We start from the raw sequence: 26003 nt of genomic DNA, 5'->3' as shown, positions 1-26003 counted from the left end.
ACCCACTACCTCAGCCGTTGGGCCCTACTGTCGCAACGATGGTCACTTGCTTGTTGTCAGGGATTTCCTGGTACGCCAACACGTGCAAGCCCGGGACCGCCAGGCGTCCGAACCGCGAGAGCATCGCGCGGACCGGACCGGCTACCAGCAGAATCACCGGTTGACCTTGCATTTCCTGGCGCTGCGCGGCTTCGATCAACGAACGCTGCAGCTTCTCAGCCATGCTTGGCTCCAACAGGACACCCTCTTCCGAGCCTTGTCCTGCCTTCTGCAGACTATTGAGCAAAATCTGTTCCAACCTGGGCTCCAAGGTGATCACAGGCAGCTCGGACTCAGTGCCTACAATGCTTTGCACGATGGCGCGCGACAATCCGACACGCACCGCGGCCACCAAAGCGGCAGTATCTTGACTCTTGGCGGCATTGTTCGCGATGGCCTCGGCAATGCTGCGGATATCGCGCACCGGCACCTGTTCGGCCAGCAGCGCCTGCAGCACCTTGAGCAGCTGGGACAACGAAAGCACGCCCGGCACCAGCTCTTCCGCCAGCTTCGGCGAACCCTTGGCCAGCAATTGCAAAAGCTGCTGGACTTCTTCGTGGCCGATCAGCTCGCTGGAGTGCTTGTACAGAATCTGGTTGAGGTGGGTGGCGACCACGGTACTGGCGTCGACCACGGTGTAGCCCAGCGACTGCGCCTGGGCGCGCTGGCTGATCTCGATCCACACCGCCTCCAGGCCGAAGGCCGGATCTTTGGCGTTGATGCCGTTGAGCGTGCCATAGACCTGCCCCGGGTTGATCGCCAGCTCGCGATCCGGGTAAATCTCGGCCTCGGCCAGGATCACCCCCATCAGCGTCAGCCGGTAAGCGCTGGGCGCCAGGTCGAGGTTGTCGCGAATATGCACAGTGGGCATGAGGAAGCCCAGGTCCTGGGACAGCTTCTTGCGCACGCCCTTGATCCGCGCCAGCAATTGCCCACCCTGGTTGCGGTCCACCAGGGGAATCAGGCGGTAGCCGACTTCCAGGCCGATCATGTCGATCTGGGTCACATCGTCCCAGCCCAGCTCCTTGGTTTCCTGGGCGCGGGCCGGCGATGGCAGCAGTTCCTGCTGGCGCTTGACCTCTTCCAGCGCCTTGACCTTGACCACGTTCTGGCGTTTCCAGAACAGGTACGCGGCACCGGCCGCCAGGGCCGCCATGCTCAGGAAGGAAAAGTGCGGCATGCCCGGCACCAGGCCCATCACCGCCATCAGGCCAGCGGCGACAGCCAGGGCCCGGGGCGAAGCGAACATCTGCCGGTTGATCTGCTTGCCCATGTCTTCGGAACCGGAAGCACGGGTCACCATGATCGCGGCCGCGGTGGACAGCAGCAGCGATGGCAATTGCGCCACCAAACCGTCACCGATGGTCAGCAAGGCGTAGACCCGGCCGGCATCGCCGAAGGACATGTGGTGCTGGAAGATACCGACCGCCATGCCGCCGATCAGGTTGATGAACAGGATCAGCAGGCCGGCGATGGCGTCACCGCGGACGAACTTGCTGGCACCGTCCATGGAACCGTAGAACTCGGCCTCCTGGGCCACTTCCGAGCGGCGGGCCTTGGCCTGGGCCTGGTCGATCAGGCCGGCGTTGAGGTCGGCGTCGATGGCCATCTGCTTGCCCGGCATCGCATCGAGGGTGAAACGCGCGCTCACCTCGGAAATCCGCCCGGCCCCCTTGGTCACCACCACGAAGTTGATGATCATCAGGATCGCGAACACCACGATACCGACAACGTAGTTACCGCCGATCACCACCTCGCCGAAGGCCTGGATCACTTTACCGGCGGCGGCGTGACCGTCCTGGCCGTGGAGCATCACCACCCGCGTGGAGGCCACGTTCAGCGCCAGGCGCAACAGGGTCGCCACCAGCAGGATGGTCGGGAACACCGCGAAATCCAGCGGTCGCAGGGCATACACACAGACCAGCAGCACGACGATCGACAGGGCGATGTTGAAGGTGAAGAACACGTCCAGCAGGAACGGCGGCACCGGCAGCATCATCATGGCCAGCATGACCAGCAGCAACAGCGGCACCCCCAGATTCCCTCGACTGAGGTCGGCCAGGTTAGTGCGAGCCGTACTGATTAACTGAGAGCGATCCACCGGTATTCCCCGTTCCCTTGAAGCAAACTTTTGACGCCTGGAGGCGGCGCAGGGCGGGTATTGCAAGAAGCCTTCCAACTTTGGCCTGGAACACAAACTGATTTATGGCGTTGCGCCATCAGTCGTCACACAAGGCGCTTTCACGCCATCGCGAGCACGCTCGCGCCTACAGGCCGGGCGTGGACTCTGCAGGAGCGAGCTCGCTCGCGATAACGTCGGCACAGCCAACGCCGACCTCAGGAATCGCGACGCAAATCCGGCGGAATCGGCAGGTCCTTGAGCGGATCGGGACGCTTGCCTTTGCCGGCCCGGTGCTGGCGAATCTGATAGACATACGCCAGCACCTGGGCCACCGCCAGATAAAGCCCGGCGGGGATTTCCTGCTCCAGCTCGGTGGAGTAGTAGATCGAACGCGCCAGCGCCGGCGACTCCAGCAACAGCACCTCGTTGGCCACGGCGATCTCGCGGATCTTCAGCGCCAGGAAATCGCTGCCCTTGGCCAGCAACACCGGCGCCCCACCCTTCTCGGCGTCGTACTTGAGCGCCACGGCGTAGTGGGTCGGGTTGGTGATGACCACATCCGCCTCGGGAATCGCCGCCATCATCCGCCGCTGCGACATCTCGCGCTGGACCTGGCGAATCCGCTGCTTGACCTCCGGACGCCCCTCCTGGTCCTTGTGCTCGTCACGCACCTCCTGCTTGGTCATCAGCAGCTTCTTGTAGCTCTGGTACAGCTGTACCGGCACGTCCACCGCGGCGATCAGGATCAGCCCGCAAGCCATCCACAAGGTACTCCAGGCCACCACTTGCACACTGTGGATAATCGCCTGCTCCAGCGGCTCGTGGGCGATCCGCAGCAGGTCGTCGATGTCCGAAGACAGCACCGACAAGGCCACGATCAGGATCACCACGAACTTGGCGAAGGCCTTGAGCAACTCGATCAGCGAGGTCGGGGACACCATGCGCTTCATGCCGCTGAGCGGGTTCATGCGGCTGAACTTGGGCGCCAGGCTCTTGGTGGAAAACAGCCAGCCGCCCAGGGAGATCGGACCGATCAGTGCCGCCAGCACCAGGGGCAGCAGGATCGGCATCGCAGCGATAATCGCGATCTTGCCCGAATGCAGCAGGTACAGGCCCATGGCGCCTGGGCTGAGCAGCACCTCGCGCGGCAGGGAGAAGTTCAGGCGCATGATTTCCAGCAGGTCCCGGGCCACTCCCGCGCCGTAGATCAGCAGGCCGGCGGCGCCGATCATGGTGATCGCCAGGGTATTGAGCTCCTTGGAGCGGGCAATCTCGCCCTTTTCCCGGGAGTCCTTCTTGCGTTTCTCCGTGGGGTCTTCTGTCTTGTCCTGACCGCTCTCGCTCTCAGCCATGGTTCAACTCGCCTGTGCCAGGTTGCGCAGCAACTGCAGGGCCTCGACGGCCAGCGGTTGGTACTGGTTGAGAATGTCGCCCAGGCTGACCCAGAAAATCACCAGGCCCAGCACCAGGGTCAGCGGAAAGCCGATGGAGAAAATGTTCAACTGCGGCGCCGCGCGGGTCATCACGCCAAAGGCGATGTTCACCACCAGCAGCGCGGTGATCGCTGGCAATACCAGCAACAGCGCGGCGCCCAGCACCCAACCCAGCTTGCCGGCGATGTCCCAGAAATGGTTGACCAGCAGCGCGCTGCCCACCGGCAAGGTGGTGAAGCTCTCGGTCAGCACCTCGAAGACCACCAGATGCCCGTTCATGCCGAGGAACAGCAAGGTCACCAGCATGGTCAGGAACTGCCCGATCACCGCCGCCGAAACACCGTTGGTAGGGTCGACCATGGACGCGAAGCCCATGCCCATCTGCGTCGAAATGATCTGCCCGGCGATCACGAAAGCCTGGAAGAACAACTGCAGGGAGAAACCGAACAAGGCGCCGATGATGATCTGCTCGGCAATCAGCAGCAGCCCGCCGAGATCCAGTGCATTGACCGCCGGCATGGGCGGCAGGCCCGGCACCACCACAACTGTGATGGCCAGAGTGAAATACAGGCGGATACGGGTCGGCACCAGGGTCGTGCCGAAGACCGGCATGGTCATCAGCACGGCGCCGATACGAAACAGCGGCAGCATGAAGCTCGCGACCCAGGTGCTGATCTGCGTATCGGTAAGCGCCAGCAGAGACATGATTCAGCCGATCAACTGCGGAATACTGCCGTACAACTGCAGGATGTATTCCATGAAGGTCTGCACCAGCCAGGGACCGGCGACGATCAGCGTCACCAGCATCACCAGCAGGCGCGGCAGGAAGCTCAGGGTCTGTTCGTTGATCTGGGTGGCGGCCTGGAACATCGCCACCAGCAAGCCCACCAGCAGGCTGGGGATCACCAGGATGGCGACCATCATGGTGGTCAGCCACAGCGCTTCGCGAAACAGGTCTACTGCGACTTCAGGCGTCATAACGCGTCACCCGCCAACAAGGTTCTAAACACCACCGAAACTGCCCGCCAGGGTGCCGATGATCAGCGCCCAGCCATCCACCAGCACGAACAGCATGATCTTGAACGGCAGGGAAATGATCAGCGGCGACAGCATCATCATGCCCATCGCCATCAGCACACTGGCGACCACCAGGTCGATGATCAGGAACGGAATGAAGATCATGAAACCGATCTGGAACGCGGTCTTCAGCTCCGAGGTGACGAAGGCCGGCACCAGGATCGTCAGCGGCGCCTGGTCCGGCGTCGCGATATCAGTGCGCTTGGACAGGCGCATGAACAGCTCCAGGTCGCTGCTGCGGGTCTGGGCCAGCATGAAGTCCTTGATCGGCACCTGGGCCTTGGCCACCGCGTCCTGGGCGCTGAGCTTCTCCGCCAGGTACGGCTGCAGGGCATCCTGGTTCACCCGGTCGAACACCGGGGCCATGATGAACATCGTCAGGAACAGCGCCATGCCGGTGAGGATCTGGTTCGACGGCGTCTGCTGCAGGCCCAGGGCCTGACGCAGGATCGAGAACACGATGATGATCCGGGTAAAGCTGGTCATCAGCATGACGAACGCCGGAATGAAGCTCAGCGCAGTCATGATCAGCAGGATCTGCAGGCTGACCGAGTATTCCTGCTGGCCGTCGGCATTGGTGCCGAGGGTGATCGCCGGGATCGACAACGGGTCGGCCGCCAGCGCCAGCGGCGCCGCCAGCATCAGGGCCAACATCAAGAGGAGGCGCAACGGCATTACTTCTTATCCTTCTGATCCTTGCCCAGCAGCTCCATCAGGCGCTGGGCAAACTCCGGAGTCGCCTGCTCGGTGCTCGGCACCTGCACCGACTCCTTGAGCACATGCAACGCAGTGATGGTGCCCGGCGTCAGGCCGAGCAGAATCTGTTCGTTGCCGACCTGCACCAGCACCAGCCGGTCCCGCGGGCCAAGCGCCCGCGAACCGATCAGCTCGATGACCTGGCCCTTGCCGGCCGGTCCGGCCTGCTGCACCCGGCGCAACAGCCAGGCGAGGAAGAAGATCAGCCCCACCACCAGCAACAGGCCCAGCACCAGCTGGGTCAGCTGCCCGGCCACGCCGCTGCTGCCAACCGCTGGCGCGGCGGTACCGGCCACCGGCTCGGCGGCCAGGGCCCAGAGCGGCCAGGCCAGGAACAGCGCGAGTGCCCTTCTCACTTAGCGCAGCTTCTTGATGCGTTCGCTCGGGCTGATCACGTCGGTCAGGCGGATGCCGAACTTCTCGTTGACCACCACCACTTCGCCATGGGCGATCAGCGTGCCGTTGACCAGCACGTCCAGCGGCTCACCGGCCAGACGATCGAGTTCGATCACCGACCCCTGGTTGAGTTGCAGCAGGTTGCGAATGTTGATGTCGGTGCTGCCGACCTCCATGGAGATCGATACCGGGATATCCAGGATCACGTCCAGGTTCGGACCGTCGAGGGTCACCGGCTCGTTGTTCTTCGGCACGCTGCCGAACTCTTCCATCGGCAGGCGATTGGACGCCGGCGCGCTGGCCGCATCGGCCGCCAGCAAGGCATCGATATCGTCTTGCCCGGCGTCGCCGGTTTCCTGCAGGGCAGCCGCCCACTCATCAGCCAGGGCCTGGTCTTCTGCGGAAGTCATTTCGTGTTCGTCAGCCATGTTGTCCTCGGCGGGCAAAAAATCATTAACAAAGCGAATTCATAACAACGCCGCTCAACGGCGCTCGATCGGCTCGATCACTTGCAGGGCCAGGTTGCCCTTGTGCGAACCGAGCTTGACCTTGAACGCCGGTACGCCGTTGGCGCGCATGATCATGTCTTCAGGCAGCTCCACCGGGATCACATCCCCTGGTTGCATGTGCAGGATGTCGCGCAGGCGCAACTGCCGGCGGGCCACCGTGGCGCTCAAAGGCACATCCACATCCAGCACGTCTTCGCGCAGGGCCTTGCTCCAGCGCTCGTCCTGGTCGTCCAGGTCCGACTGGAAGCCGGCGTCGAGCATTTCCCGCACCGGCTCGATCATCGAGTACGGCATGGTCACGTGCAGGTCGCCGCCGCCGCCATCGAGCTCGATGTGGAAGGTCGAGACCACGATCGCTTCGCTCGGGCCGACGATGTTGGCCATGGCCGGGTTCACTTCGGAGTTGATGTACTCGAAGTTGACTTCCATGATCGCCTGCCAGGCTTCCTTCAGGTCGACGAAAGCCTGCTCCAGCACCATGCGCACCACGCGCAATTCGGTCGGGGTGAATTCACGGCCTTCGATCTTGGCGTGACGACCGTCGCCGCCGAAGAAGTTGTCCACCAGCTTGAACACCAGCTTGGCGTCGAGGATGAACAGCGCGGTACCGCGCAGCGGCTTGATCTTCACCAGGTTGAGGCTGGTCGGCACGTACAGCGAGTGCACGTATTCGCCGAACTTCATCACCTGCACGCCGCCCACCGCCACGTCCGCCGAACGGCGCAGCATGTTGAACATGCTGATACGGGTGTAGCGGGCAAAACGCTCGTTGATCATCTCCAGGGTCGGCATGCGTCCGCGGACGATGCGATCCTGGCTGGTCAGGTCGTAGCTTTTGACGCTGCCGGGCTCGGCGGCGTGTTCGGTCTGTACCAGACCGTCATCGACGCCATGCAGCAGCGCGTCGATCTCATCCTGGGACAGCAGGTCCTGCACGGCCATGTCGTGTTCCTACTGCAGTACGAAGTTAGTAAAGAGCAACTGCTCGACCACCACTTTGCCGACCTCTTTCTGCGCCACTTCCTGCACGCTGGCGGTGGCCTTCTGACGCAGCATTTCCTGACCGACCGGAGTCGCCAGGGTGTCGAAGCTCTGGCCGGAGAAGAGCATGACCAGGTTGTTGCGGATCACCGGCATATGCACTTTCAGCGCGTCCAGATCGGCCTGGTTGCGCGCCAGCAGGGTGATGCTCACCTGCATGTAGCGCTGGCGGCCGTTCTGCGTGTAGTTGGCCACGAAGGCTGGCGCCATGGGCTCATAGATGGCCGCCGGCTTGACGCTGCTGGTCGCCTCGGTCGTCTCGGCAGGCTTGCTCTGGGCACTGCTGTGCATGAAGTACCAGGTCGCCCCGACGGACAAACCGATCGCCAGCAACAAGGCCAGAACAATCAAGAGGATAAGCTTGAGTTTGCCTTTCCCGGCGGGTGTTTTCTCTGCTGCTTCGCTCTTCGCCATGCCAATAATCCGTCACTAATCGGGTTTTCACAGTCGCACGGCAAGGCAAGAGCAAGTGTTATGCCAGATTTGTCTGAACTGGGATGAACTGAAGGGATAGGGGAAGCGCAAAGCAGAAGATCGCCAGCCGCGGCGTCACACGACTGGCGATCTTCTGTTCAATGACGCCCGAAGCGGGTCAGGCGTAATAGTCGACGGCGCTGGTGCCGATGACCGTGCTGGTGCTGGCGGCGACTTCGGCGACGCTCGGCGGCAGCTCTTCATCCACGCCATCCACACGCCCGCCGCTGGCGCTGGCGCCGTTGCTGCGATGCTGCCCCTGCTGGGCCTGCTCCTGGCCACCCTGCCAGTTGCGCGACTGGTCGGAGACGTTGACGTCCACCTGCCCCATGCCTTGCTGGTGGAACATGTCGCGCAGGCGATGCATCTGCCCTTCGAGGGCCTCGCGCACGCCGACATGGGCACTCATGAAGGTCACCTGGGTCTGCTGGTCCGGCACCATGTTCACGCGAATGTCCAGGCGCCCCAGCTCGGCCGGCTGCAACTGGATCTCGGCCGACTTCAGATTGACGCTGGACAGGTACATGACCCGGTTGACCACTTCTTCAGTCCAGCCGCTCTGATGCATGGCCAGCGGCTGGTTCACCGGGACGGCATTGGCGGTCTTGGGCGTGGCCGCCTGGGTCAGGGCCGCCAGGCGGTTGGCGAAATCGTCGACGCGGGTGTCGCTGGCAGCGCCCTTGAGGTCCTTGAGACCGTCATCGAGCAGGCCGCTAAAGGCCTTTTCGCCGCCCTGCTCGGTGCTGTCCTTGTCCACCTGCAGGTCCAGCATGTTGGCCATGCCGCTGGCGAAGGTCTGCGCCGAAGTCGGCCCATCATCGGCCACCACGCTCGGCGCCGCCTTGCTCTGCGCCTGGCTGGAAGCCGAGACATGGCCGCTCTGCTCCATGGCCAGGCGCACCACCGGCAGCGCATCCAGCGGATCGGCTTCAGGGTCGAATTCCGGATCGACCGGCACCGGCGTCGCGGTGCTGGCCACCACCGGTATAACCGGCTGCGTTTGCAGCTGCACTGGCGGCTGTGCCGGAACCGGCGCGGCCGCCACTTCCGGCTCGGGCGCCGGCAACGGCACCGGCTGGGTCGCCTGCATCAGCGCCGGATCGAGGGTCGGGTCGACCGGTGTGCTCTCGGCCAGCGGCTGATCGCTGCTCGCGGCCTGGTCATCGGCGACTTTTTCGTCACTGGCGACAGCCTTGTCGGCAGGCAAGGTTTTGCCGCTATCGGCAACCGCAGGCTCGGGAGCGGCAGTCTTGCCCTTGCCCGGATCCACCTTGGCAGCGCTTTCGCTCCCCTTGTCGCGAGCCGGCTTGATCGGGCCGTCGGCAGCCGCTACCGGCTTGCCGAGTACCTCCTTGGCGAACACCCGGGCAAAGCTTGCGCCTTTGTCCCCGGGCTCGGCGGCGCTGGCCTGGGGGGTGGCGGAAGCCGCTTGAGTCTTGGCCTGGGAAGCGGCCTGAAGAAGCATGTTCGGGGTAAGGGGCATGAAAACGGTCTCCGCTGCACTGGGATCGTAGGTACAGTTGGGAGACTTGATTGCAAAGGTCGAGCCAGCTTTGCTGGCTCGCGGGAAAAAGCCTGGGCTGCAGCGGTTTTTCAGCAGTGAAAACGCTGGCGTTCCTGCTCGCACAGCTGCCGGACAATGGCGAATTCGCCATCGATCTCGCCCACCAGCTGCTCGATACCACGCAACGACGAGCCCTGGGCACGTTGCTCCAACTGATGACAGAGCTCGGCCAGGCGAATCGCCCCCATATTGCTGCTGCTGCCCTTGAAGCTATGGGCAGTGGCGACAAGTTGACGGGGGTCGTCGACCTTGTGCAACTGGCGCAAACGCTCTTCGGAGTCACAGAGGAAGGTGTCGAGCAACAGCGGATACTCATCCTCCATGACTTCCTGCAATGCGTTCAGCACCTCGTGATCCAGATGAATCTCAGACACTTGCTCACTCCTTGATCAAGAATCGGCGAATTATGCCAGAGGCTCCCAAGAAAACTCCACGCAGGCACTACGACCGTCGTCAGACCAGCTGGCACGCCGGCTGAGCTGACGGATCAGGCTGACGCCGCGCCCGGAAAGGCGATCGCCATCGACGGGCCGCGCCATCACCCGCCCGACATCGAAACCGCTGCCGCTGTCCTCGACCCGGATCAGCAAACGACCGCCAGCCCCTTGAGGCTCCACTTGCAGGTGCACCCGCACAAACCCCTCCTGCAAGGCTTCAAGGCGTACCGCGCGCTCCCGGTAATAGCGGGAAAACCCCTGGGCATCGCGCTTGAGGCTCGAGTCCAGGCCCAATACGCCATGCTCCAGGGCATTGGAATACAACTCGGCCAGCACACTGTAGAGCGCTCCGCTCTGCGCCCGCAGGCCATGCACTTCCAGCAGCAGCTGCAACAGGTAAGGCAAAGGGTTGAAACGTTTGAGGGTCGCGGCGCGGTACTCGAAACTCACCGACCAGTCCAGCGGGCAGGACTGACCGCTGTCGGAGTACACCAGTGCCGGCGGCGTCAGCTGCCGGGCCTCGAGCAGGCTGACCTCGACCATGCTCACATCGTCCCGCGCATCCCCGCCAAACTCGCTCAGGGCCCGCTGGATCTCCTCGAACAACAGGTCCGGCTCGCGGTTGGCGGCAAACACCCGCTGCAGGCGCTCGACACCGAACAACTGCTCGTTGGCGTCGCAGGTGTCGATCACCCCATCGGACAACAGGAAAACCCGGTCGCCCAGGGCCATGGGAAAGACTTCGGTGCGGTCGTCGAATGCCTCGGCGCCCAGCACCCCCAGCGGCAGATGGTGCGCTACCAGCGGCACCCGCTCCCCGCTTGCCAGGCGATGCAGGTAGCCATCCGGCATGCCGCCGTTCCACACCTCCACCGCCCGCCGCTGGAAACTCAGGCACAGCAGCGTCGCACAACAGAACATGCCGACCGGCAGGATGCGCTTGAGCTTGGCATTCATCTCGCGCAGGGTTTCGGGCAGCCCGTAACCCTTGGCCGTCATGCCGTAAAACACCTCGGCCAGGGGCATCGCGCCCACCGCCGCCGGCAAGCCGTGGCCAGTGAAATCCCCCAACAGCACATGCATGTCGCCCGTCGGGGTAAAGGCAGCCAGCAGCAAATCGCCATTGAACAGCGCGTACGGCGACTGCAGGTAGCGGATATTCGGCGCGCTCAGGCAGCCGGAATGCGCCACCTTGTCGAACACCGCCTTGGCCACCCGCTGCTCGTTGAGCAGGTAGTCATGGTGCTGGGTGATCTGGTCGCGCTGCTGCAGCACGGTTTCCTGCAGGCGCCGCAAGCGATCCATGGCTTTGATCTTGGCGGCCAGGATCACCGGACTGTAGGGTTTTGCCAGAAAATCGTCGCCACCGGCTTCCAGGCAGCGCGCCAACGCCTCGCTCTGGGTGAGTGAGGTCAGGAAAATGATCGGCACCAGCGCTTCGCCAGCCAGACGCTTGATCTGCCGGGCGGCCTCGAAACCGTCCATCACCGGCATCATCGCGTCCATCAACACCAGGTGCGGGCGCTGCTGGACGAACAGTTCCACCGCCTCGGCGCCGTTACTCGCCGTCAGCACTTCGTGCCCCTGGCGCCGGACGATGCTCGACAGCAACATGCGGTCGCTGGTGCCGTCCTCGGCGATCAGCACGCACAGAGGCGCCTCACTCGACTGCATGTCGATCAACTGATGTCGAACAGCTTGTCGAAATTGGAAATGGCGAGAATCTTGCGCACGTCCGAGTTGCTGTTGATCACTCGCACGTCGGAATCGTCGCCGCCGGCGTGATCGCGCAGCAACAGGAGCATGCCCAGGGCGGAACTGTCGAGGTAGGTGGCGTCTTTCAGGTCCACCACTATGGAGTCAGGCCTTTTGTTGAGGCGCTCGTAGGACTCGCGAAACTCTTGATGACGGCCGAAATCGAAACGCCCCTTGATCGAAATCGTCAGTTTGTGCCCGTCCGGTGAAACTTCAGTAACGACTGACATGATTCGCTTCCTTGTGATTGGCAATCTGTACAAGGTTTAGCACCCCGTACAAGCCTGGGCAACCCGAACCGCCGAAGCGTCGCTGACGAGCGCCTGGCGGCGACGAATGGGGTGGCGCTCAGTACGGATCCTGGCGCGGCAGGCGCTGGGACAGTTCGTCGAGCAGCTTCTGCTCGCGCTTGTCTTCCAGTTGGCGGGCTTCATCGATGTAGCGTTGCACCAGCTTGCGCAAACCCTCGACCCGGGCATAGGCCTGCTGCCAGGCTTCCCGGGCGCGGTTGAGGTTGTTCTGGTGCCAGGCCAGGCTTTGCCGCTGCTGGCCCACGGCGGTTTCCAGCTGATTGAGGAAGTGCTGGTAGTTCATCAGCCACTGGCCGGAAACCCCAGCACTGCCCCTCTCGATCCACTGTTGCTGATATTCGGCACGAAAGCGCTCCAGGTCCCCCAGCTTGCTTTCCGCCAGGCGCACCTGGCCCTGGAAATGCCCCAGGCGCTGGGCGGCGGTGCGCTCGGCGCTTTCGGCCATGTCGACCACCGGCGCCAGACGCGCGGCACGGCTGTTGGCCATGACGGATTAACCGCCCGGCGCCGGAGCGAAAACCATCTCCAGATGGGCTTCGCTTTCACCCAGGCTGATGCTGTCGTTGAGCCCCTGGCGCAGGTAGGTGACCATCGACGGCTGTAGCGAGATGGCGGCGTCGGTTTCGCGATCGCCGCCCGGTACGTAAGCGCCGACGCTGATCAGGTCGCGCGCCTGTTGGTAACGCGACCACAGCTGCTTGAAATACTGGGCGCGGGTCATGTGATCCGGAGTCACCACCGCCGGCATGACCCGGCTGATGGACGCCTCGATATCGATCGCCGGGTAATGCCCCTCTTCCGCCAGGCGCCGCGACAGCACGATGTGCCCGTCGAGCACACCTCGCGCCGAGTCGGCGATCGGGTCCTGCTGGTCGTCGCCTTCGGACAACACGGTATAGAACGCGGTGATCGAGCCGCCACCGGCCTCGGCGTTGCCCGCGCGCTCCACCAGCTTCGGCAGCTTGGCGAAGACCGACGGCGGATAGCCCTTGGTCGCGGGCGGCTCGCCGATGGCCAGGGCGATTTCCCGCTGGGCCTGGGCGAAACGGGTCAGGGAATCCATCAGCAACAGGACGTTCTTGCCCTTGTCGCGAAAATATTCGGCGATACGCGTGCAGTACATGGCCGCGCGCAGGCGCATCAGCGGCGCATCGTCCGCCGGCGACGCCACCACCACGGAGCGCTTGAGCCCCTCCTCACCGAGGATGTGCTCGATGAACTCCTTGACCTCGCGCCCCCGCTCACCGATCAGCCCGACCACGATGATGTCGGCCTCGGTAAAGCGGGTCATCATGCCCAGCAGCACACTCTTGCCCACGCCGGTACCGGCGAACAGGCCGAGACGCTGGCCGCGGCCCACCGTCAATAATCCGTTGATGCAGCGAATGCCCACGTCCAGCGGCCGGCTGATGGGGTCGCGCTTGAGCGGGTTGATGGTCGGACCGTCCATCGGCACCCAGTCCTCGGCCTTCATCCCGCCCTTGCCATCCAGCGCACGGCCAGCACCGTCGAGGACCCGCCCGAGCATGCTCATGCCCATCGGCAGGCGGCCAGTATCGGCCAGCGGCACGACCCGGGCGCCGGGCGCGATGCCGGCGACGCTGCCGACCGGCATCAGGAATACCTTGCTGCCGGAGAAGCCCATCACCTCGGCCTCGACCTGCACCGGGTGATAGCTGTCGTCGTTGATCACCATGCAACGCGTGCCCATGGCCGCCCGCAGGCCTTCGGCCTCCAGGGTCAGGCCGACCATGCGCAGCAGGCGGCCTTCGAGAATCGGCTGGTTCGGCAGCTCGGTGGCTTCGGCGTAGCTGCTCAGGCGCTTGCCGAAGCTGGTGCGGTCAAGGCGCATCGGCGGGGTCCTGCGCGGGGTCGACATCCGCGGCGGGCTTGTCGGTGGCGGCCCCCAGCTCGACGCTCAAGTCCGATCCGGCGGGATGCAAAGCCTGCTCATGAAGCTGGTCGGACAGCTTGTCCATGATCTTGGCGATCCGGGTTTCCATGGTCGCGTCGATCCGGCTGTGCTCGGTCTCGACCCGGCAGCCGCCCGGCAACATGGCTTCGTCCTCGACGATGCGCCAGCTTTCCTCATGGCGCTCGCGCAGGCTTTTGACCTGGGCGAAATCCTGTGGATTGATGTACAGGCGCACATTGCCCACACCCAGCGGCAGCAACTTGAGGGCTTCGCGCATGACATGCTCGATCTGGCTGGAGTCGATGGCCAGCTCGCGCTGGATCACCTGGCGCGTCATGTGCTGCACCAGGTTGACCAGGGCCTTTTCAATCTGTGTGTCCTGCTCGGCGATGGGGTCGAACAGATTGCCCATCAGCGTTTCCAGCGCCTCCAGCTTGGCGCCCAGGGCCACTTCGGCTTCCTGGCGGACCTTCAGCGTGGTGCTGTGGAAACCTTCCTTTTCGCCCGTGGCGAAGCCTTCGTTATAGGCTTCCTGGCGAATGCTCTCGAGTTCTTCGAGGGTCAGTGGCTGGACTTCTTCCAGCGGCACTTCCTCGATCTGCGCCGGCGGCTCTTCCACCGGTTCCGGCTCGGGCTCGGGTACATGGGGGTCGAAACTGGGCAGCGCCCAGACGTCGAAACCACCGACGTCCCGAGCGCGAATCAGGTCGCTGTGGGATTCATCACTGCTGGACGACATAACGCGACCTTAGATCATTTCTTCGCCGCCCTTCCCGCCGAGAACGATTTCTCCGGCTTCGGCCATACGGCGGGCAATGGTGAGGATTTCCTTCTGCGCGGTTTCCACATCGCTGACGCGCACCGGGCCCTTGGCCTCGAGGTCGTCGCGCAGCAGTTCGGCAGCCCGCTTGGACATGTTCTTGAAGATCTTTTCCTTGACGCCTTCGTCCGACCCCTTGAGGGCCAGGACCAGCACGTCGGAAGACACTTCGCGCAGCAACGCCTGGATGCCGCGGTCGTCGACATCGGCGAGGTTGTTGAACACGAACATGAGGTCTTCGATCTGGCCGGACAGGTCTTCGTCGACTTCGCGGATCGAGTCCATCAGCTGGCCTTCGATCGAGCTGTCGAGGAAGTTCATGATGTCGGCAGCGCGCTTGATACCACCCAGGGTGGTACGCGAGGCGTTGGAGTTACCGGCGAACTGCTTCTCGAGAATCTGGTTGAGTTCTTTCAGGGCGGCCGGCTGCACGGTATTGAGCGAGGAAACCCGCAGGATGATGTCCAGGCGCGCCTTGTGGTCGAAGTTACCAAGCACTTCGCCCGCCTGGTCCGGATCGAGGTAGGCCACCACGATCGCCTGGATCTGCGGGTGCTCGTAACGGATCACGTCCGCCACGGCGCGCGGTTCCATCCACTTCAGGCTGTCCAGGCCGCTGGTGTTGCCGCCCAGCAGGATGCGGTCGATCAGGCCGTTGGCCTTGTCCTCGCCCAGGGCCTGGGTGAGCATCTTGCGCACATAGTCGTCGGAGCCCACGCCCAGGCTGGTCTGATCGCCGACGATGTCGACGAACTCGCTCATCACCTGCTCGACCTGCTCGCGATGCACGTTGCCCATCTGCGCCATGGCCACGCCCACTCGCTGGACTTCTTTGGGGCCCATGTGGCGCAGCACCTGCGCGGCGTCGGTGGAACCCAGGGACAGCAGCAGAATCGCGGCCTTGTCGACCCGGGTCAGTTTGGCGGTAGCGGCTCGGTTATCACTCATCTGCGTTAATCCACTCTTTCACGACCTGGGCCACTCGACCCGGGTCTTCTGCCACCAGACTCTTGATTGCGTTCAACTGTGCGTCATAGCCTTCGCTCGGGCTAGGCAGCAGGATGCTTTGCGGGCCGCCGAGGCTGACGCGATCGTTGGCCAGCTCGCCATCCAGGCCGCCCATGCCACCGAGTTCGACATCGCTGCCCAGACCCGCCAGTTGCTTGCCCTTGCCGCCACCGGTGATGTTGTTGAGCACCGGACGCAGCACGCCGAACACCAGGACCAGGATAAACAGCACGCCTAGGACCTGCTTCACGATGTCCCAGAACCAGGGCTGCGAGTAGAACGGAATGTCGGCGATCACCTCGCCGCGATCGGCCGAGAACGGCACGTTGATCACGCTGACGCTGTCGCCACGGCTGGCGTCGAAGCCCACGGCGTCCTGCACCAGGCGGGTAAAGCGCGCCAATTCGTCGGCGCTCCACGGCGCACGGCTGGTTTCGCCGTTGGCCGGATTGACCTTGACCTGATCGTCCACCACCACCGCCACCGACAGCCGGTTCAGACGCCCCTGCTGTTGCTTGGTGTGGCTGATGGAGCGATCCAGTTCGAAGTTCTTGGTGGATTGTTGACGCTTGTCGTTCGGGTACGGCGCCAGCATCGGCTGGCCAGTGGCCGGATCCATGATCTGCTGGCCGTTGGCGTCCAGCAGCGGCTGGCCTGGCTGCACCATGCCGGCGGCAGCGGTGGCGCCACCGGTGGTCTGCGGTGCGCTGGCCGGCGATGGAGGCTGGTTGCTCAGGGCGCCAGGAACACCTTGCGGGCCCAGGCTGCTGGAGCGTTGTTCGTTGACCGACTGCTCGCTGCGCAAGGCCGGCTGGTCCGGGTTGAACTGTTCGGAGGTCGACTCGACGGCGCTGAAGTCCACATCGGCGGACACTTCAGCCTTGTAGCGATCGTTGCCGAGGATCGGCTGCAGGATGTTGTGCACACGCTGGGTCAGCATGCTTTCCATGCGGCGGCTGTAGTCGAATTGCTTGCCGGCCATGGTCAGTTCGGAGTTTTCCGCCTGGTCGGAGAGCAGGTTACCCTTCTGGTCGACCACGGTGATCTGCGACTTGCTCAGCTCGGGAACGCTAGTCGCCACCAGATTGACGATGGCTACCACCTGGCCCGGCTCCAGCGAACGGCCGGAATACAGCTCGACCAATACCGAAGCGCTGGGCTTGCGCTCGTCGCGCACGAACACCGAGCTTTTCGGAATCGCCAGGTGCACGCGTGCGCCCTTGACGTTGTTCAGGCTGGAAATGGTCCGTGCCAGCTCGCCTTCCAGGCCACGACGGTAACGGGTCGCCTCCATGAACTGGCTGGTGCCCAGGCCCTGCTCTTTATCGAGAATCTCGAAACCGATATTGCCGTCCCCCGGGGCCACACCGGCAGCCGCCAGCTTGAGGCGCGCGCGCGACAGGTCGTCTGCCTTGACCAGCAAGGCACCGGAGTTGGGTTCGACGGTGTAGGGAATGTCGGCGGAGGCCAGGGTGTCCATGACCTGCTTGGCGTCCATGCCGGCAAGGCTGCCGTACAACGGACGGTAATCGGGTTGCTGGGACCACAACACCACGGCAAAACCAATCGCCACGCTGGCAGCCAGACCGACCATGAGGCCAACCTGACGCAACATGGTCATCTCGGAGAGGTTTTCCAGAAAGGACAACCCGAACAGCGGCGGCTTGCCTTCTGTCGGAGTGGCCTTGGCCGGTACGTTATCGGCGACTGCTTCTGCCATGACTCAATCTCGTCCTTAAACCGGCATCTGCATGATGTCTTGGTACGCCTGAACCAGCTTGTTGCGCACCTGGGTCAACGCCTGGAAGGACACACTGGCCTTCTGCGAGGAAATCATCACGTCGGTCAGGTCGACACCGCTCTTGCCGATCTCGAAGGCACTGGCCAGCTGGCTGGACGCCTGCTGAGTGTCGTTGACCTTGTTCACCGCCTGCCCAAGCATGTCGGAAAAACTGCTGCCGCTCACCTGCGGCACCGCGGCCGATTTTGGCTGGGCCATGGCGTCCATTTGCATGGCCCGCATGTCCAACATCAACCGATTAAATTCAATACCTTGGCTCATGGTCTACTCTCTCCGACGACCCGCAATTTTTTGACACTCACGCAGCGGTTAGTGAGGTGTTAGCAACAAGGGTGCCAGCTCCGCGGCGACACCGAACAAAAGCCTGCATGGCTTCAGCCTTAAACGACTCATGTTGCAAACAGATACGCCTCGACATCCATTCCGGCATCGCGCATTTGCGCTAACTTGTAGCGCAAGGTTCGCGGGCTGATACCCAGGCGCTCGGCCGCCTCCTTGCGTCGGCCACGCTCGGTGCGCAAGGTGTCGATGATCATCTGGAACTCCCGACGCCGCAGATCGTCACCCAAGGCCCCCGCCGACTCGGCTGGCGGCACCTCGGCCTCCACCGGCGCACTGCGCACCGTCGCCACCGCGGCGGGCGCCATGGCAGGCAGCGGCGCACAGGCCAGCGGTCCGCCCAGGCAGAAATCTTCCGGCTGGATCAGGCCGCCCTGCTGCAGGATCAGCGCGCGCTGGATGGCGTTGTCCAGTTCGCGCACGTTGCCCGGCCATGGATAACCGAGCAGGCACGCCTGCGCTTCGGCCGACAGCCGCGCGGCAGCGTGTTTCATTTTATTGACGTGTTTGGCCAGCAGACGCTCGGCCAGCGGCAGGATATCGGCGGTACGCTCGCGCAGCGGGCGCCAGGCCAGCGGGAATACCGACAGCCGATAGTAAAGGTCTTCCCGGAACCGCCCCGCCGCCACTTCGCCGGCCAGGTCGCGGTTGGTGGTCGCCACCACCCGGATATCCAGGGCGATGGGCTTGCGCGCCCCTACCCGCTCGACTTCGCGTTCCTGCAGCACCCGCAACAGCTTGGCCTGCAGGGCCAGGGGCATTTCGGAAATCTCGTCCAGCAGCAGGGTACCGCCATCGGCCTGTTCGAACTTGCCGGGCTGGGCGGCGATGGCGCCGGTAAAGGCGCCCTTCTCGTGACCGAACAGCGTGGCTTCGAGCATGTTGTCCGGAATCGCCGCGCAGTTGATGGCGATAAAGGGCTGGCTGGAGCGATGGGACTGCTGGTGAATGTAGCGCGCCAACACCTCTTTGCCGGTGCCGGACTCACCCGAGATCAACACGGTGGAATCGCTGCGAGCGACCCGCGCCGCCAGCTCGAGCAGTTGAGCGCTGGCCGGCTCGAATGCCACCGGCCCTTCGCCCTCGGTAGCCCCAAGGCAACCCAGGGCATGTCGCGCCACCAGATCCAGCAAGGCCTTGGGCTCGAAGGGCTTGACCAGGTAGTCGGCGGCGCCTTGACGCATGGCCTCGACCGCACGCTCGACCGCGCCATGGGCGGTCATCAGCAATACCGGCAATTGCGGCTGGCGCGCACGCAGCAGGCCCAGCAACTGATGACCGTCCATGCCCGGCATGTTGACGTCGCTGACCACCAGGCTGAACGACTCGCCAGACACCGCCTCCAGCGCTTCCTCCGCACTGCCGACCGCCTTGTAGTCATGACCGGCCAACAGCAGTGTATCCGCCAGGGCTTCGCGCAGGGCGCGATCGTCTTCAACCAGTAGAACCTTGATTGCCATTACCTTCACTCCACTCCTTGAGCGCCGCAGAACAGTGGCAGAACCACCAGCGCACATGTACCGCGCCCAGGACGCGAACGCAGCAGCAATTCTCCCTGGTGGGCACGCGCCACCGCCTTGACGACTGTCAGCCCCAGGCCAGTTCCCGTGGTCTTGGTGGTAAAAAACGGTTCACCCAAACGCGCCAGTACCGCAGCCTCGATACCGCTGCCGCTATCGCTGACGCACAACCGCAAGTTGTTGCCACGGGTATAAAGATGGACTTTCAGGCGCACCTGGCCGGCACTGGCCTGGATGGCGTTCTCGATCAGGTTGAGCACCGCCCCCACCAGCGTGTCGCGGTTGCACAGCAACTCACCCGCAGGACTGTCGCACTGCCAGCGCACGGGCACGTCCTGCACATGGGTCAGGGCCGCCGCCTGCAGCGACTGCAATAGCGCCTTGGGCGTCACGCGATCGGTCAGCGGCAACTCGCCCCGGGCAAACACCAGCATGTCGCGGACCTGATGCTCCAGCTCATGCAACCGCTCCTTCAGCCGCCCGGCAAAGCGCTGCTGGGTGGCGACAGGCAGCTCCTGCTCGGTCAGGTGACTGGCATACAGCAGCGCGGCGGACAATGGCGTACGAATCTGATGCGCCAGGGACGCCACCATGCGCCCCAGGGACGACAGGCGCTCATGGCGGGCCAGCTGATCTTGCAGGTGACGGGTTTCAGTCAGGTCGTTGAGCAGCACCAATTGGCCCGGTTCGGCATCCAGCGAACGGGTGGAGATCGACAGCCGCCGCCCATCCTTCAACGAAATCTCATGGCCGTCGTCTTCCCGTGGCGCGAAACAACGGGCGATGACATGCCGCCAGAGCTCGCCCTCGAGAGGCAGGCCCAGCAGGTCGCAGGCGGCAGGGTTGGCTTCGCGGACAATGCCCTGGGCGTCGATGACAATGACGCCGCCAGGCAGCAGATCGAGGAGGTTTTGCAGACGGTTGGCCAGACGCTCTTTTTCCGCCAGCTCCTGCATGCGCTGGGCGCTGACCACGGCCAGTTCGCCCTTGAGCTCGGTCACCCGAGCCTCAAGCATGCTGTAGGAGTCGGTAAGCTGGCTCGACATCTGGTTGAACAAGGCGAACGCCTGCTCAAGGCCAAGCCGGCTTGCCTGCTCTACGGACGACGTTTGCCCCTGGCTTTCAGGAACAGGAGACATCTGGGCGGCTTGGGGCATCGTGCTCTCTCGCGTGGCTGACCGTCAGTTAAACGGAACGTTGAGAGAGACTTAGCAATACCCGTGCCGGAAAAAAACCGCCCTGTTTTCAACAGGTTAAAAAACAGGCGTCAATCATCCGCCTGTTCATCACCCTCGCGACGGCTCATGCCGTACTTGCGCATTTTTTCCACCAGCGTGGTGCGGCGAATACGCAGGCGCTCCGCAGCCCGCGCGACAATGCCATTGGCGTCGTCGAGCGCCTGCTGGATCAGACCCTGCTCCAGACCACCGAGGTAGTCCTTCAGGTCCAGGCCTTCCGGCGGCAGCATGGCGGTGGCGGCGAAGTCCGGCGTATGACCATTGATCGCCACCCGCTCTTCCAGATCACTGCGCAGGCTGTCCACCAACTGCTCGTCTTCGTCGTCGACATAGCGGAATTTCTTCGGCAACTCGACCACGCCGATCACGCCATAGGGATGCATGATCGCCATGCGCTCCACCAGGTTGGCCAACTCGCGGACGTTGCCAGGCCAGCCATGGCGGCAGAGCGACATGATCGCTGCGGAGTTGAAGCGGATCGAGCCGCGCTTCTCATGCTCCATGCGCGAGATCAGCTCGTTCATCAGTAGCGGAATGTCTTCCACCCGCTCACGCAGCGGCGCCATCTCGATCGGGAACACGTTCAGGCGGTAGTACAGGTCTTCGCGGAAACTGCCGACCTCGATCATGCTCTCGAGGTTCTTGTGAGTCGCGGCGATGATCCGCACGTCGACGCTCTGGGTCTTGTTGCTACCCACGCGCTCGAAGGTACGCTCCTGCAGCACGCGCAACAGCTTGACCTGCATCGGCAACGGCATATCGCCGATTTCGTCGAGGAACAGGGTGCCGCCGTTGGCCAGCTCGAAACGCCCGGCACGGCTGGTGATGGCCCCGGTGAAGGCGCCCTTCTCATGGCCGAACAGTTCGCTCTCCAGCAACTCTGCCGGAATCGCACCACAGTTGACGGGCACGAACGGCGCTTCGCGACGTTTGGAGTGATAGTGCAGGTTACGCGCCACCACTTCCTTGCCAGTCCCGGACTCGCCGAGGATCAGCACGCTGGCGTCGGTATCGGCCACTTGCTGCATCATCTGCCGGACATGCTGGATCGCCCGGCTGGTACCGACCAGACTGCGAAAGAGGTTGGGTTCGCGATGGCGACCGCGCTCACGGGCCTGGTCGTACATCTCACGATAGACCTGGGCGCGATGCAGGGAATCGAGCAACTTGCTGTAGCTGGGTGGCATTTCCAGGGTGGAAAGCACTCGACGACGCTGGTCTTCCGGCAAGTCAATGGAAGAATTATCGCCCATTAACAAAACTGGAAGGAACTCATCCCAGGTTGAGAGTGTCTTTAACAGGCCCAAAAGTGCACCAGGAGCATTTACAGTCCCGATGAGGACACAGATTACTTCACGACTGGATGACAATGAGCCGACAGCCTGCTGCCAATCATGGCTACCGCAGGGTAAATTTTCTTCGCCAAGAAAATTTAAAATCACCGCCAGGTCGCGGCGGCGGACGCTATCGTCATCAATCAGCAGAATTTTGGTTTCACGCCACATGCAATAGCAACTTCCCTAGTCAACTCAATGCCCGGAATCAGGGCAAGCTAGACGCTTGTAGGCATTTTGAGCCTGATAGACGTCTGAAATCTGAAAACAGCCACTAGTTAAGTCAAAAAAGCGTGCACAGTCAAATTTATGGCGCACTGGATTCGGATTAACTTAGGGGTTAATTAACCGAACAGATGGTAAACCTTTGCCGCGTTCTGTGCTTGATGGATCTGCGACATCTCGTCGACTATCGCCTGACGCTCCCCTGTCGTCACTTCAAGAAGCTGCCGATAAACCCCCAACAGCTCCTGCAAATTCTCGCGCAACGCGGCTTCATCTTCCGGAGCTTCACTCAAGATGTCTTCCATGCAGGAACGGCAGGCCAGATCCAACTGACCGATCGCTTCCCAGTTACGCTCGGCCAGGGCGGCGACCAGTGCTTCACGGGTTTCTTCGATGCGCTGCAATACAAGACTCATGGTGATCTCCTTAGAACTGCGGACCCGGCGCAGCGATGGCGTCCCAGCCTTCCTTGACGGTGCGCAGCAGATCGGCGACCTCGTCGAGAATCTTTGGATCGGTCTTGATGTTCGCCTCGGTGAGGCGCGTCATCATGTAGGTGTACAAGCCATCCAGATCGCCCAGGGTGTCGGGTGAGCTTTCCAGGTCGAGCCCTTCACGCAAGCCGCCAATAATGCCGATGGCCTTGCTGATGAACACGCCCTTGTTGGGAATATCCTTGCGCTCCATCGCCCCCTTGGCCTGGGCGATACGATCCAGGCCGCCTTCCATCAGCATCTGCACCAGACGATGGGGGCTGGCCTCGGAAGTCTGCGCCTGGGCACCAATCTTCTGGTATTGCCGAAGGGCTAACATCGGATTCATGTTCTACCTCATCAAAACTCAAGGGTTCGTATAACCAGCGTATCGACCTGGCGTCAAAAAACTTTAGATCAAAAGCCAAAAGCCCGGAACGCTACAAACGTTGCCGGGCTTTTGGCGCCTTGTATCAATCAGCCTTTCTGTTGCGCAGTCAACGCCTCGAACATCGAGGTAATGTTGCTGGCGGTGGCCTTCAACTTGCCCACCAGGGTGTCCATGTCGTTGTACTTCTTGGTCAGTACCGCCGTCAGGGTCTCGATACGGCGGTCCAGGGCAGCCTGATCCGAAGCCAGCTTGGTCTTGGTCTTGTTCAACGCGGTGGTGCGCTGATCGAGAACACCACCGGTCTGGGCAAAAGGCGCGATGGCCTTGTCCATGCGGTCCAGCAGACCGTTTTCGCCAGTGAACAGGGTCTGCACCTCGCCACCGAGCTTTTTGTCGTTCATCGCCGCGGTGAACTTGGTGGTGTCGAAGTCCAGGGCACCAGTCTTCTGGTTGGTGGTAATCCCCAACTGCGCCAGGACGGTCAGCTTGTCGCCAGATCCTACTTCCGACAGCGGCGCACGCATGGCCGCCAGGATCGAGCGCGGCAACGAGTCACCAGTCAACTGGGCCGGAATGGTCGGCTTGCCATCATCATCCAGAGACGGCTTGGTCAGCGCGGTAACGCTGTTGGCCACTGCATTGTAGGCATCGACAAACTTCTGGATCGAAGCCTTCAAGCCATCGGTGTTGGCCGCGACGGTAATGGTCGAGGTACCTGGAGCGACCAGATTGAAGGTCATCCCGGAAACCGCCTTGTCCACCGAGTTGCTCTTGCTGGTCAGCGCCATGCCGTCGACGGTGAACTTGGCATCCACTGCCAGGGCACCAATGGAACCGGCAGAGGTCGCGGTCATCGGAGAACTGGAAGTGCCAACGACATTGCTGCCGTCGATTTCCAGGCCAGCAATACCGCTAAGAGAAATATCGGAGCCCGCACCGGTCGTGGTCGAGCCCACCACTAGGCGCGACCCAAAGGAGTCGGTCACGATGTTCGCGCTGATCCCGGCACTCTTGAGCGATGCGTCGGCGTTGATCGAGTCACGCACCGACTGCAGAGTAGCGCCGGCTTTTACATCGAGGTTGTAGTCAGTGCCATTTTGACTGATTTTCAGGGTACCAGTCGGAATAGCACTTGCAGTACCGCCAGCGAAGGCCGCACTGGTGACTTTCGAGGAAGTCGCAAGATTCTGTACAGCGACAACATAGTTGCCATTGACCGCGGCATTGCCAGCGACCGCTGTTACATACTTGTTGTCGGAAGTAGTGGCGGCATAGCCGGGAAATTGCGGGTTGGTCTTGCTGCTGAGTTCGGTAATGGTGGTCCGAAAGGTCGACAACAAGGACTTCAAGGTACCGATTCCGGAGATGCTTGCGGTGTTGTTCGCAGTTCCCCGGTCGATCTGACCTTGCTTGGCCGCTTTGTCAGCGTTCACCAAGGCTTTGACGATAGCACCGGTATCGAGGCCGGAGCCTAGACCGGTACCCGGTAGAATTGGACTTGCCATGGAGATCTCCCTTCAGTGTGTCGCCGGTCTTTTGACCATTACAACGCCCAAAAGAACATAGCAACAATTTTCATGCCAGCTGTCAGACTTTAGCGCTGAACAACAAGCTGCTCGCATCATTCAAACTATTGGCCAACTTCAGGACTTCTTCGTTGGGGATTTGACGAATCACCTCACCGGAGTCACTGGCAATGACCTTGACGACAACCTTGCCAGAAGGCTCGTCGATAGAGAATTCCAGGTTACGTTTGACCGATTGCACAAACTCTTCAATTTCCTTAATGGCCATTTTCAGTTTGTCCTGCTCGGTTTGCGCACTCTTACTCTCTTCCTTGACAGTCGACAGCGCCACAACGTCCGCTTGAGGCTTCTCCACAGGCTTGTCAGCAACAGGCGTTGCCGGCTTGGCTGTTGGATAAGACAAGTTCAGCTTCATGCTCATATCCATGTCCATCACCTCTTAAAGTAAAAAGCGAGAGAGCACGACCTGCGCACTCCCCCGCTAGAGCTTAGTCAGCTATTACTGAAGCAGTTTCAGTACAGCGGACGGCAGTTGGTTGGCCTGGGCCAGAACTGCGGTGGAAGCTTGTTGCAGAGTTTGTTGCTTGGTCAGCTGTGCAGTTTCAGCAGCGAAGTCGGTATCTTGTACGCGACCCAGTGCAGCACTGGCGTTTTCGTTGATGTTCTGCAGGTTGGAGATGGTGCTGGTCAGACGGTTTTGTGCAGCACCGAGGTCAGCACGGCTGGAGTTGATGGTTGCCAGAGCCTTGTCGATCGCGTCGATCGAAGCTTTCGAGCTGGCTTCGGCGGTGGTGCTGTTGTTACCGGTAATGGCGATAGCACCGGAGTTAACACCCAGGGTGGTAGCGTCGAAGCCGCTGGCCAGAGTGATGGTGATCTGGTTGGTAGCACCGGTGTTGGAACCGACCTGGAAGGTCATGGTGCCAGCAGTACCGTCGATCAGGTTCTTGCCGTTCAGGTTGGTCGACTTGGCGATACGAGTCAGCTCGTCCGACATCGAAGCGAATTCTTTGTTCAGTGCAACACGGTCAGCGGTACCGTTGGAGTCGTTTCGTGCTTGAACGGCCAGTTCACGCATACGTTGCAGGATGTTGGTGGATTCCTGCATCGCGCCTTCAGCGGTCTGAGCGATGGAGATACCGTCGTTGGCGTTTTTGATCGCCATGGTCTGACCGCGGATCTGCGAAGTCATACGGGTAGCGATTTGCAGGCCGGCGGCGTCGTCTTTTGCACTGTTGATTTTCAGGCCGGAAGACAGGCGAGTCATCGAAGTCGACAGAGCGTCGGAAGCGCGGTTCAGGTTCTTCTGAACGTTCAACGATGTGACGTTAGTGTTTACTGTTAAAGCCATGACGAATTCCTCGTTGGTTGGGTACTGCGGCTTCCGGCCCTGGCAACCGCCGGGTATGGCCTAGAGAACCTTCGTAATAGTTATCGTCGGCAATGCAAGTTGCTTTAGGGGATTTTCAAAAAAATTTGCCATCAGCGTGCCACCCCTC

27 protein-coding genes are annotated in these 26003 nt (G+C 62.1%); all 27 read right to left on the bottom strand.

What is annotated here, in order from left to right:
- Positions 1 to 10 precede the first annotated feature (10 nt).
- The 27 genes from flhA to C4K27_RS08305 all read right to left on the bottom strand — a co-directional run bounded on the left by flhA (position 11) and on the right by C4K27_RS08305 (position 25855).
- Positions 11 to 2140 (bottom strand): flagellar biosynthesis protein FlhA, encoded by a 2130-nt coding sequence (gene flhA / locus C4K27_RS08435; protein ID WP_053260128.1) that lies wholly within the window; start codon positions 2138 to 2140, stop codon positions 11 to 13.
- 236 nt (positions 2141 to 2376) lie between these two features.
- Complete coding sequence (gene flhB, locus C4K27_RS08430) at positions 2377 to 3513, bottom strand: flagellar biosynthesis protein FlhB (RefSeq protein WP_007922509.1); 1137 nt, start codon at positions 3511 to 3513, stop codon at positions 2377 to 2379.
- A 3-nt stretch (positions 3514 to 3516) separates the two neighbouring features.
- Positions 3517 to 4299: a flagellar biosynthetic protein FliR gene (gene fliR, locus C4K27_RS08425; protein ID WP_053260127.1), complete on the bottom strand. Its 783-nt coding sequence runs from the start codon at positions 4297 to 4299 to the stop codon at positions 3517 to 3519.
- Between the two features lie 3 nt (positions 4300 to 4302).
- Positions 4303 to 4572, bottom strand: coding sequence for a flagellar biosynthesis protein FliQ (fliQ, locus tag C4K27_RS08420; RefSeq protein WP_003184009.1), 270 nt, complete (start codon positions 4570 to 4572; stop codon positions 4303 to 4305).
- Positions 4573 to 4596: 24 nt separating this feature from the next.
- Positions 4597 to 5346, bottom strand: a complete 750-nt coding sequence (gene fliP, locus C4K27_RS08415) for a flagellar type III secretion system pore protein FliP (RefSeq protein ID WP_007922525.1) — start codon at positions 5344 to 5346, stop codon at positions 4597 to 4599.
- Positions 5346 to 5783, bottom strand: a complete 438-nt coding sequence (fliO, locus tag C4K27_RS08410) for a flagellar biosynthetic protein FliO (RefSeq protein WP_053260126.1) — start codon at positions 5781 to 5783, stop codon at positions 5346 to 5348. Before fliO ends, fliP begins: the two co-directional genes overlap by 1 nt.
- Complete coding sequence (gene fliN / locus C4K27_RS08405; protein WP_009042742.1) at positions 5784 to 6251, bottom strand: flagellar motor switch protein FliN; 468 nt, start codon at positions 6249 to 6251, stop codon at positions 5784 to 5786. It abuts the gene before it with no gap.
- Between the two features lie 54 nt (positions 6252 to 6305).
- Positions 6306 to 7274: a flagellar motor switch protein FliM gene (gene fliM / locus C4K27_RS08400; protein WP_009042741.1), complete on the bottom strand. Its 969-nt coding sequence runs from the start codon at positions 7272 to 7274 to the stop codon at positions 6306 to 6308.
- 9 nt (positions 7275 to 7283) lie between these two features.
- The gene (fliL, locus tag C4K27_RS08395; protein WP_007922529.1) at positions 7284 to 7787 is read right to left on the bottom strand and encodes a flagellar basal body-associated protein FliL; all 504 of its coding nucleotides are present in this window, start codon (positions 7785 to 7787) and stop codon (positions 7284 to 7286) included.
- 178 nt (positions 7788 to 7965) lie between these two features.
- Entirely contained in the window at positions 7966 to 9330 is a 1365-nt protein-coding gene (locus tag C4K27_RS08390; protein WP_053260125.1) for a flagellar hook-length control protein FliK, read from the bottom strand.
- Positions 9331 to 9440: 110 nt separating this feature from the next.
- Positions 9441 to 9785, bottom strand: coding sequence for an Hpt domain-containing protein (locus C4K27_RS08385; RefSeq protein ID WP_007922619.1), 345 nt, complete (start codon positions 9783 to 9785; stop codon positions 9441 to 9443).
- Between the two features lie 30 nt (positions 9786 to 9815).
- A complete protein-coding gene (locus C4K27_RS08380; protein WP_053260597.1) occupies positions 9816 to 11522 on the bottom strand; it encodes an ATP-binding SpoIIE family protein phosphatase in 1707 nt (568 codons plus the stop codon).
- Between the two features lie 5 nt (positions 11523 to 11527).
- Positions 11528 to 11833, bottom strand: a complete 306-nt coding sequence (locus tag C4K27_RS08375; protein WP_007922622.1) for an STAS domain-containing protein — start codon at positions 11831 to 11833, stop codon at positions 11528 to 11530.
- Positions 11834 to 11951: 118 nt separating this feature from the next.
- Positions 11952 to 12401 carry a flagellar export protein FliJ gene (gene fliJ / locus C4K27_RS08370; protein ID WP_053260124.1) on the bottom strand — a complete coding sequence of 150 codons (450 nt, stop codon included), beginning with the start codon at positions 12399 to 12401 and terminating at the stop codon, positions 11952 to 11954.
- Positions 12402 to 12407: 6 nt separating this feature from the next.
- Complete coding sequence (gene fliI / locus C4K27_RS08365; protein WP_053260123.1) at positions 12408 to 13766, bottom strand: flagellar protein export ATPase FliI; 1359 nt, start codon at positions 13764 to 13766, stop codon at positions 12408 to 12410.
- On the bottom strand, positions 13756 to 14568 hold the full coding sequence (gene fliH, locus C4K27_RS08360; RefSeq protein ID WP_053260122.1) for a flagellar assembly protein FliH: 813 nt from the start codon (positions 14566 to 14568) through the stop codon (positions 13756 to 13758). The genes fliI and fliH overlap by 11 nt, the downstream gene beginning before the upstream one ends.
- A gap of 9 nt (positions 14569 to 14577) precedes the next feature.
- Positions 14578 to 15597 carry a flagellar motor switch protein FliG gene (fliG, locus tag C4K27_RS08355; RefSeq protein WP_007922630.1) on the bottom strand — a complete coding sequence of 340 codons (1020 nt, stop codon included), beginning with the start codon at positions 15595 to 15597 and terminating at the stop codon, positions 14578 to 14580.
- Positions 15590 to 17377, bottom strand: coding sequence for a flagellar basal-body MS-ring/collar protein FliF (fliF, locus tag C4K27_RS08350; RefSeq protein WP_007922632.1), 1788 nt, complete (start codon positions 17375 to 17377; stop codon positions 15590 to 15592). The genes fliG and fliF overlap by 8 nt, the downstream gene beginning before the upstream one ends.
- A gap of 15 nt (positions 17378 to 17392) precedes the next feature.
- Positions 17393 to 17719: a flagellar hook-basal body complex protein FliE gene (gene fliE, locus C4K27_RS08345; RefSeq protein ID WP_007922633.1), complete on the bottom strand. Its 327-nt coding sequence runs from the start codon at positions 17717 to 17719 to the stop codon at positions 17393 to 17395.
- Positions 17720 to 17847: 128 nt separating this feature from the next.
- Entirely contained in the window at positions 17848 to 19257 is a 1410-nt protein-coding gene (gene fleR, locus C4K27_RS08340; RefSeq protein WP_053260121.1) for a sigma-54-dependent response regulator transcription factor FleR, read from the bottom strand.
- A gap of 5 nt (positions 19258 to 19262) precedes the next feature.
- Positions 19263 to 20474, bottom strand: a complete 1212-nt coding sequence (locus C4K27_RS08335; protein ID WP_053260120.1) for a sensor histidine kinase — start codon at positions 20472 to 20474, stop codon at positions 19263 to 19265.
- 110 nt (positions 20475 to 20584) lie between these two features.
- On the bottom strand, positions 20585 to 22060 hold the full coding sequence (locus tag C4K27_RS08330; protein WP_007922638.1) for a sigma-54 dependent transcriptional regulator: 1476 nt from the start codon (positions 22058 to 22060) through the stop codon (positions 20585 to 20587).
- Positions 22061 to 22233: 173 nt separating this feature from the next.
- A complete protein-coding gene (gene fliT, locus C4K27_RS08325) occupies positions 22234 to 22530 on the bottom strand; it encodes a flagellar protein FliT (protein ID WP_007922640.1) in 297 nt (98 codons plus the stop codon).
- 10 nt (positions 22531 to 22540) lie between these two features.
- A complete protein-coding gene (gene fliS / locus C4K27_RS08320) occupies positions 22541 to 22936 on the bottom strand; it encodes a flagellar export chaperone FliS (RefSeq protein WP_053260119.1) in 396 nt (131 codons plus the stop codon).
- A 128-nt stretch (positions 22937 to 23064) separates the two neighbouring features.
- A complete protein-coding gene (fliD, locus tag C4K27_RS08315; protein ID WP_053260118.1) occupies positions 23065 to 24483 on the bottom strand; it encodes a flagellar filament capping protein FliD in 1419 nt (472 codons plus the stop codon).
- An 82-nt stretch (positions 24484 to 24565) separates the two neighbouring features.
- The gene (locus tag C4K27_RS08310) at positions 24566 to 24931 is read right to left on the bottom strand and encodes a flagellar protein FlaG (protein ID WP_053260596.1); all 366 of its coding nucleotides are present in this window, start codon (positions 24929 to 24931) and stop codon (positions 24566 to 24568) included.
- A gap of 72 nt (positions 24932 to 25003) precedes the next feature.
- Positions 25004 to 25855, bottom strand: coding sequence for a flagellin domain-containing protein (locus C4K27_RS08305; protein ID WP_009047694.1), 852 nt, complete (start codon positions 25853 to 25855; stop codon positions 25004 to 25006).
- Positions 25856 to 26003: the final 148 nt, after the last annotated feature.

The organism is Pseudomonas chlororaphis subsp. chlororaphis, from assembly GCF_003945765.1.
Taxonomy (GTDB): Bacteria; Pseudomonadota; Gammaproteobacteria; order Pseudomonadales; family Pseudomonadaceae; genus Aquipseudomonas; species Aquipseudomonas chlororaphis.
Note: the sequence above shows the minus strand (reverse complement) of the source record. Positions and strands in the feature narration are given on the sequence as shown.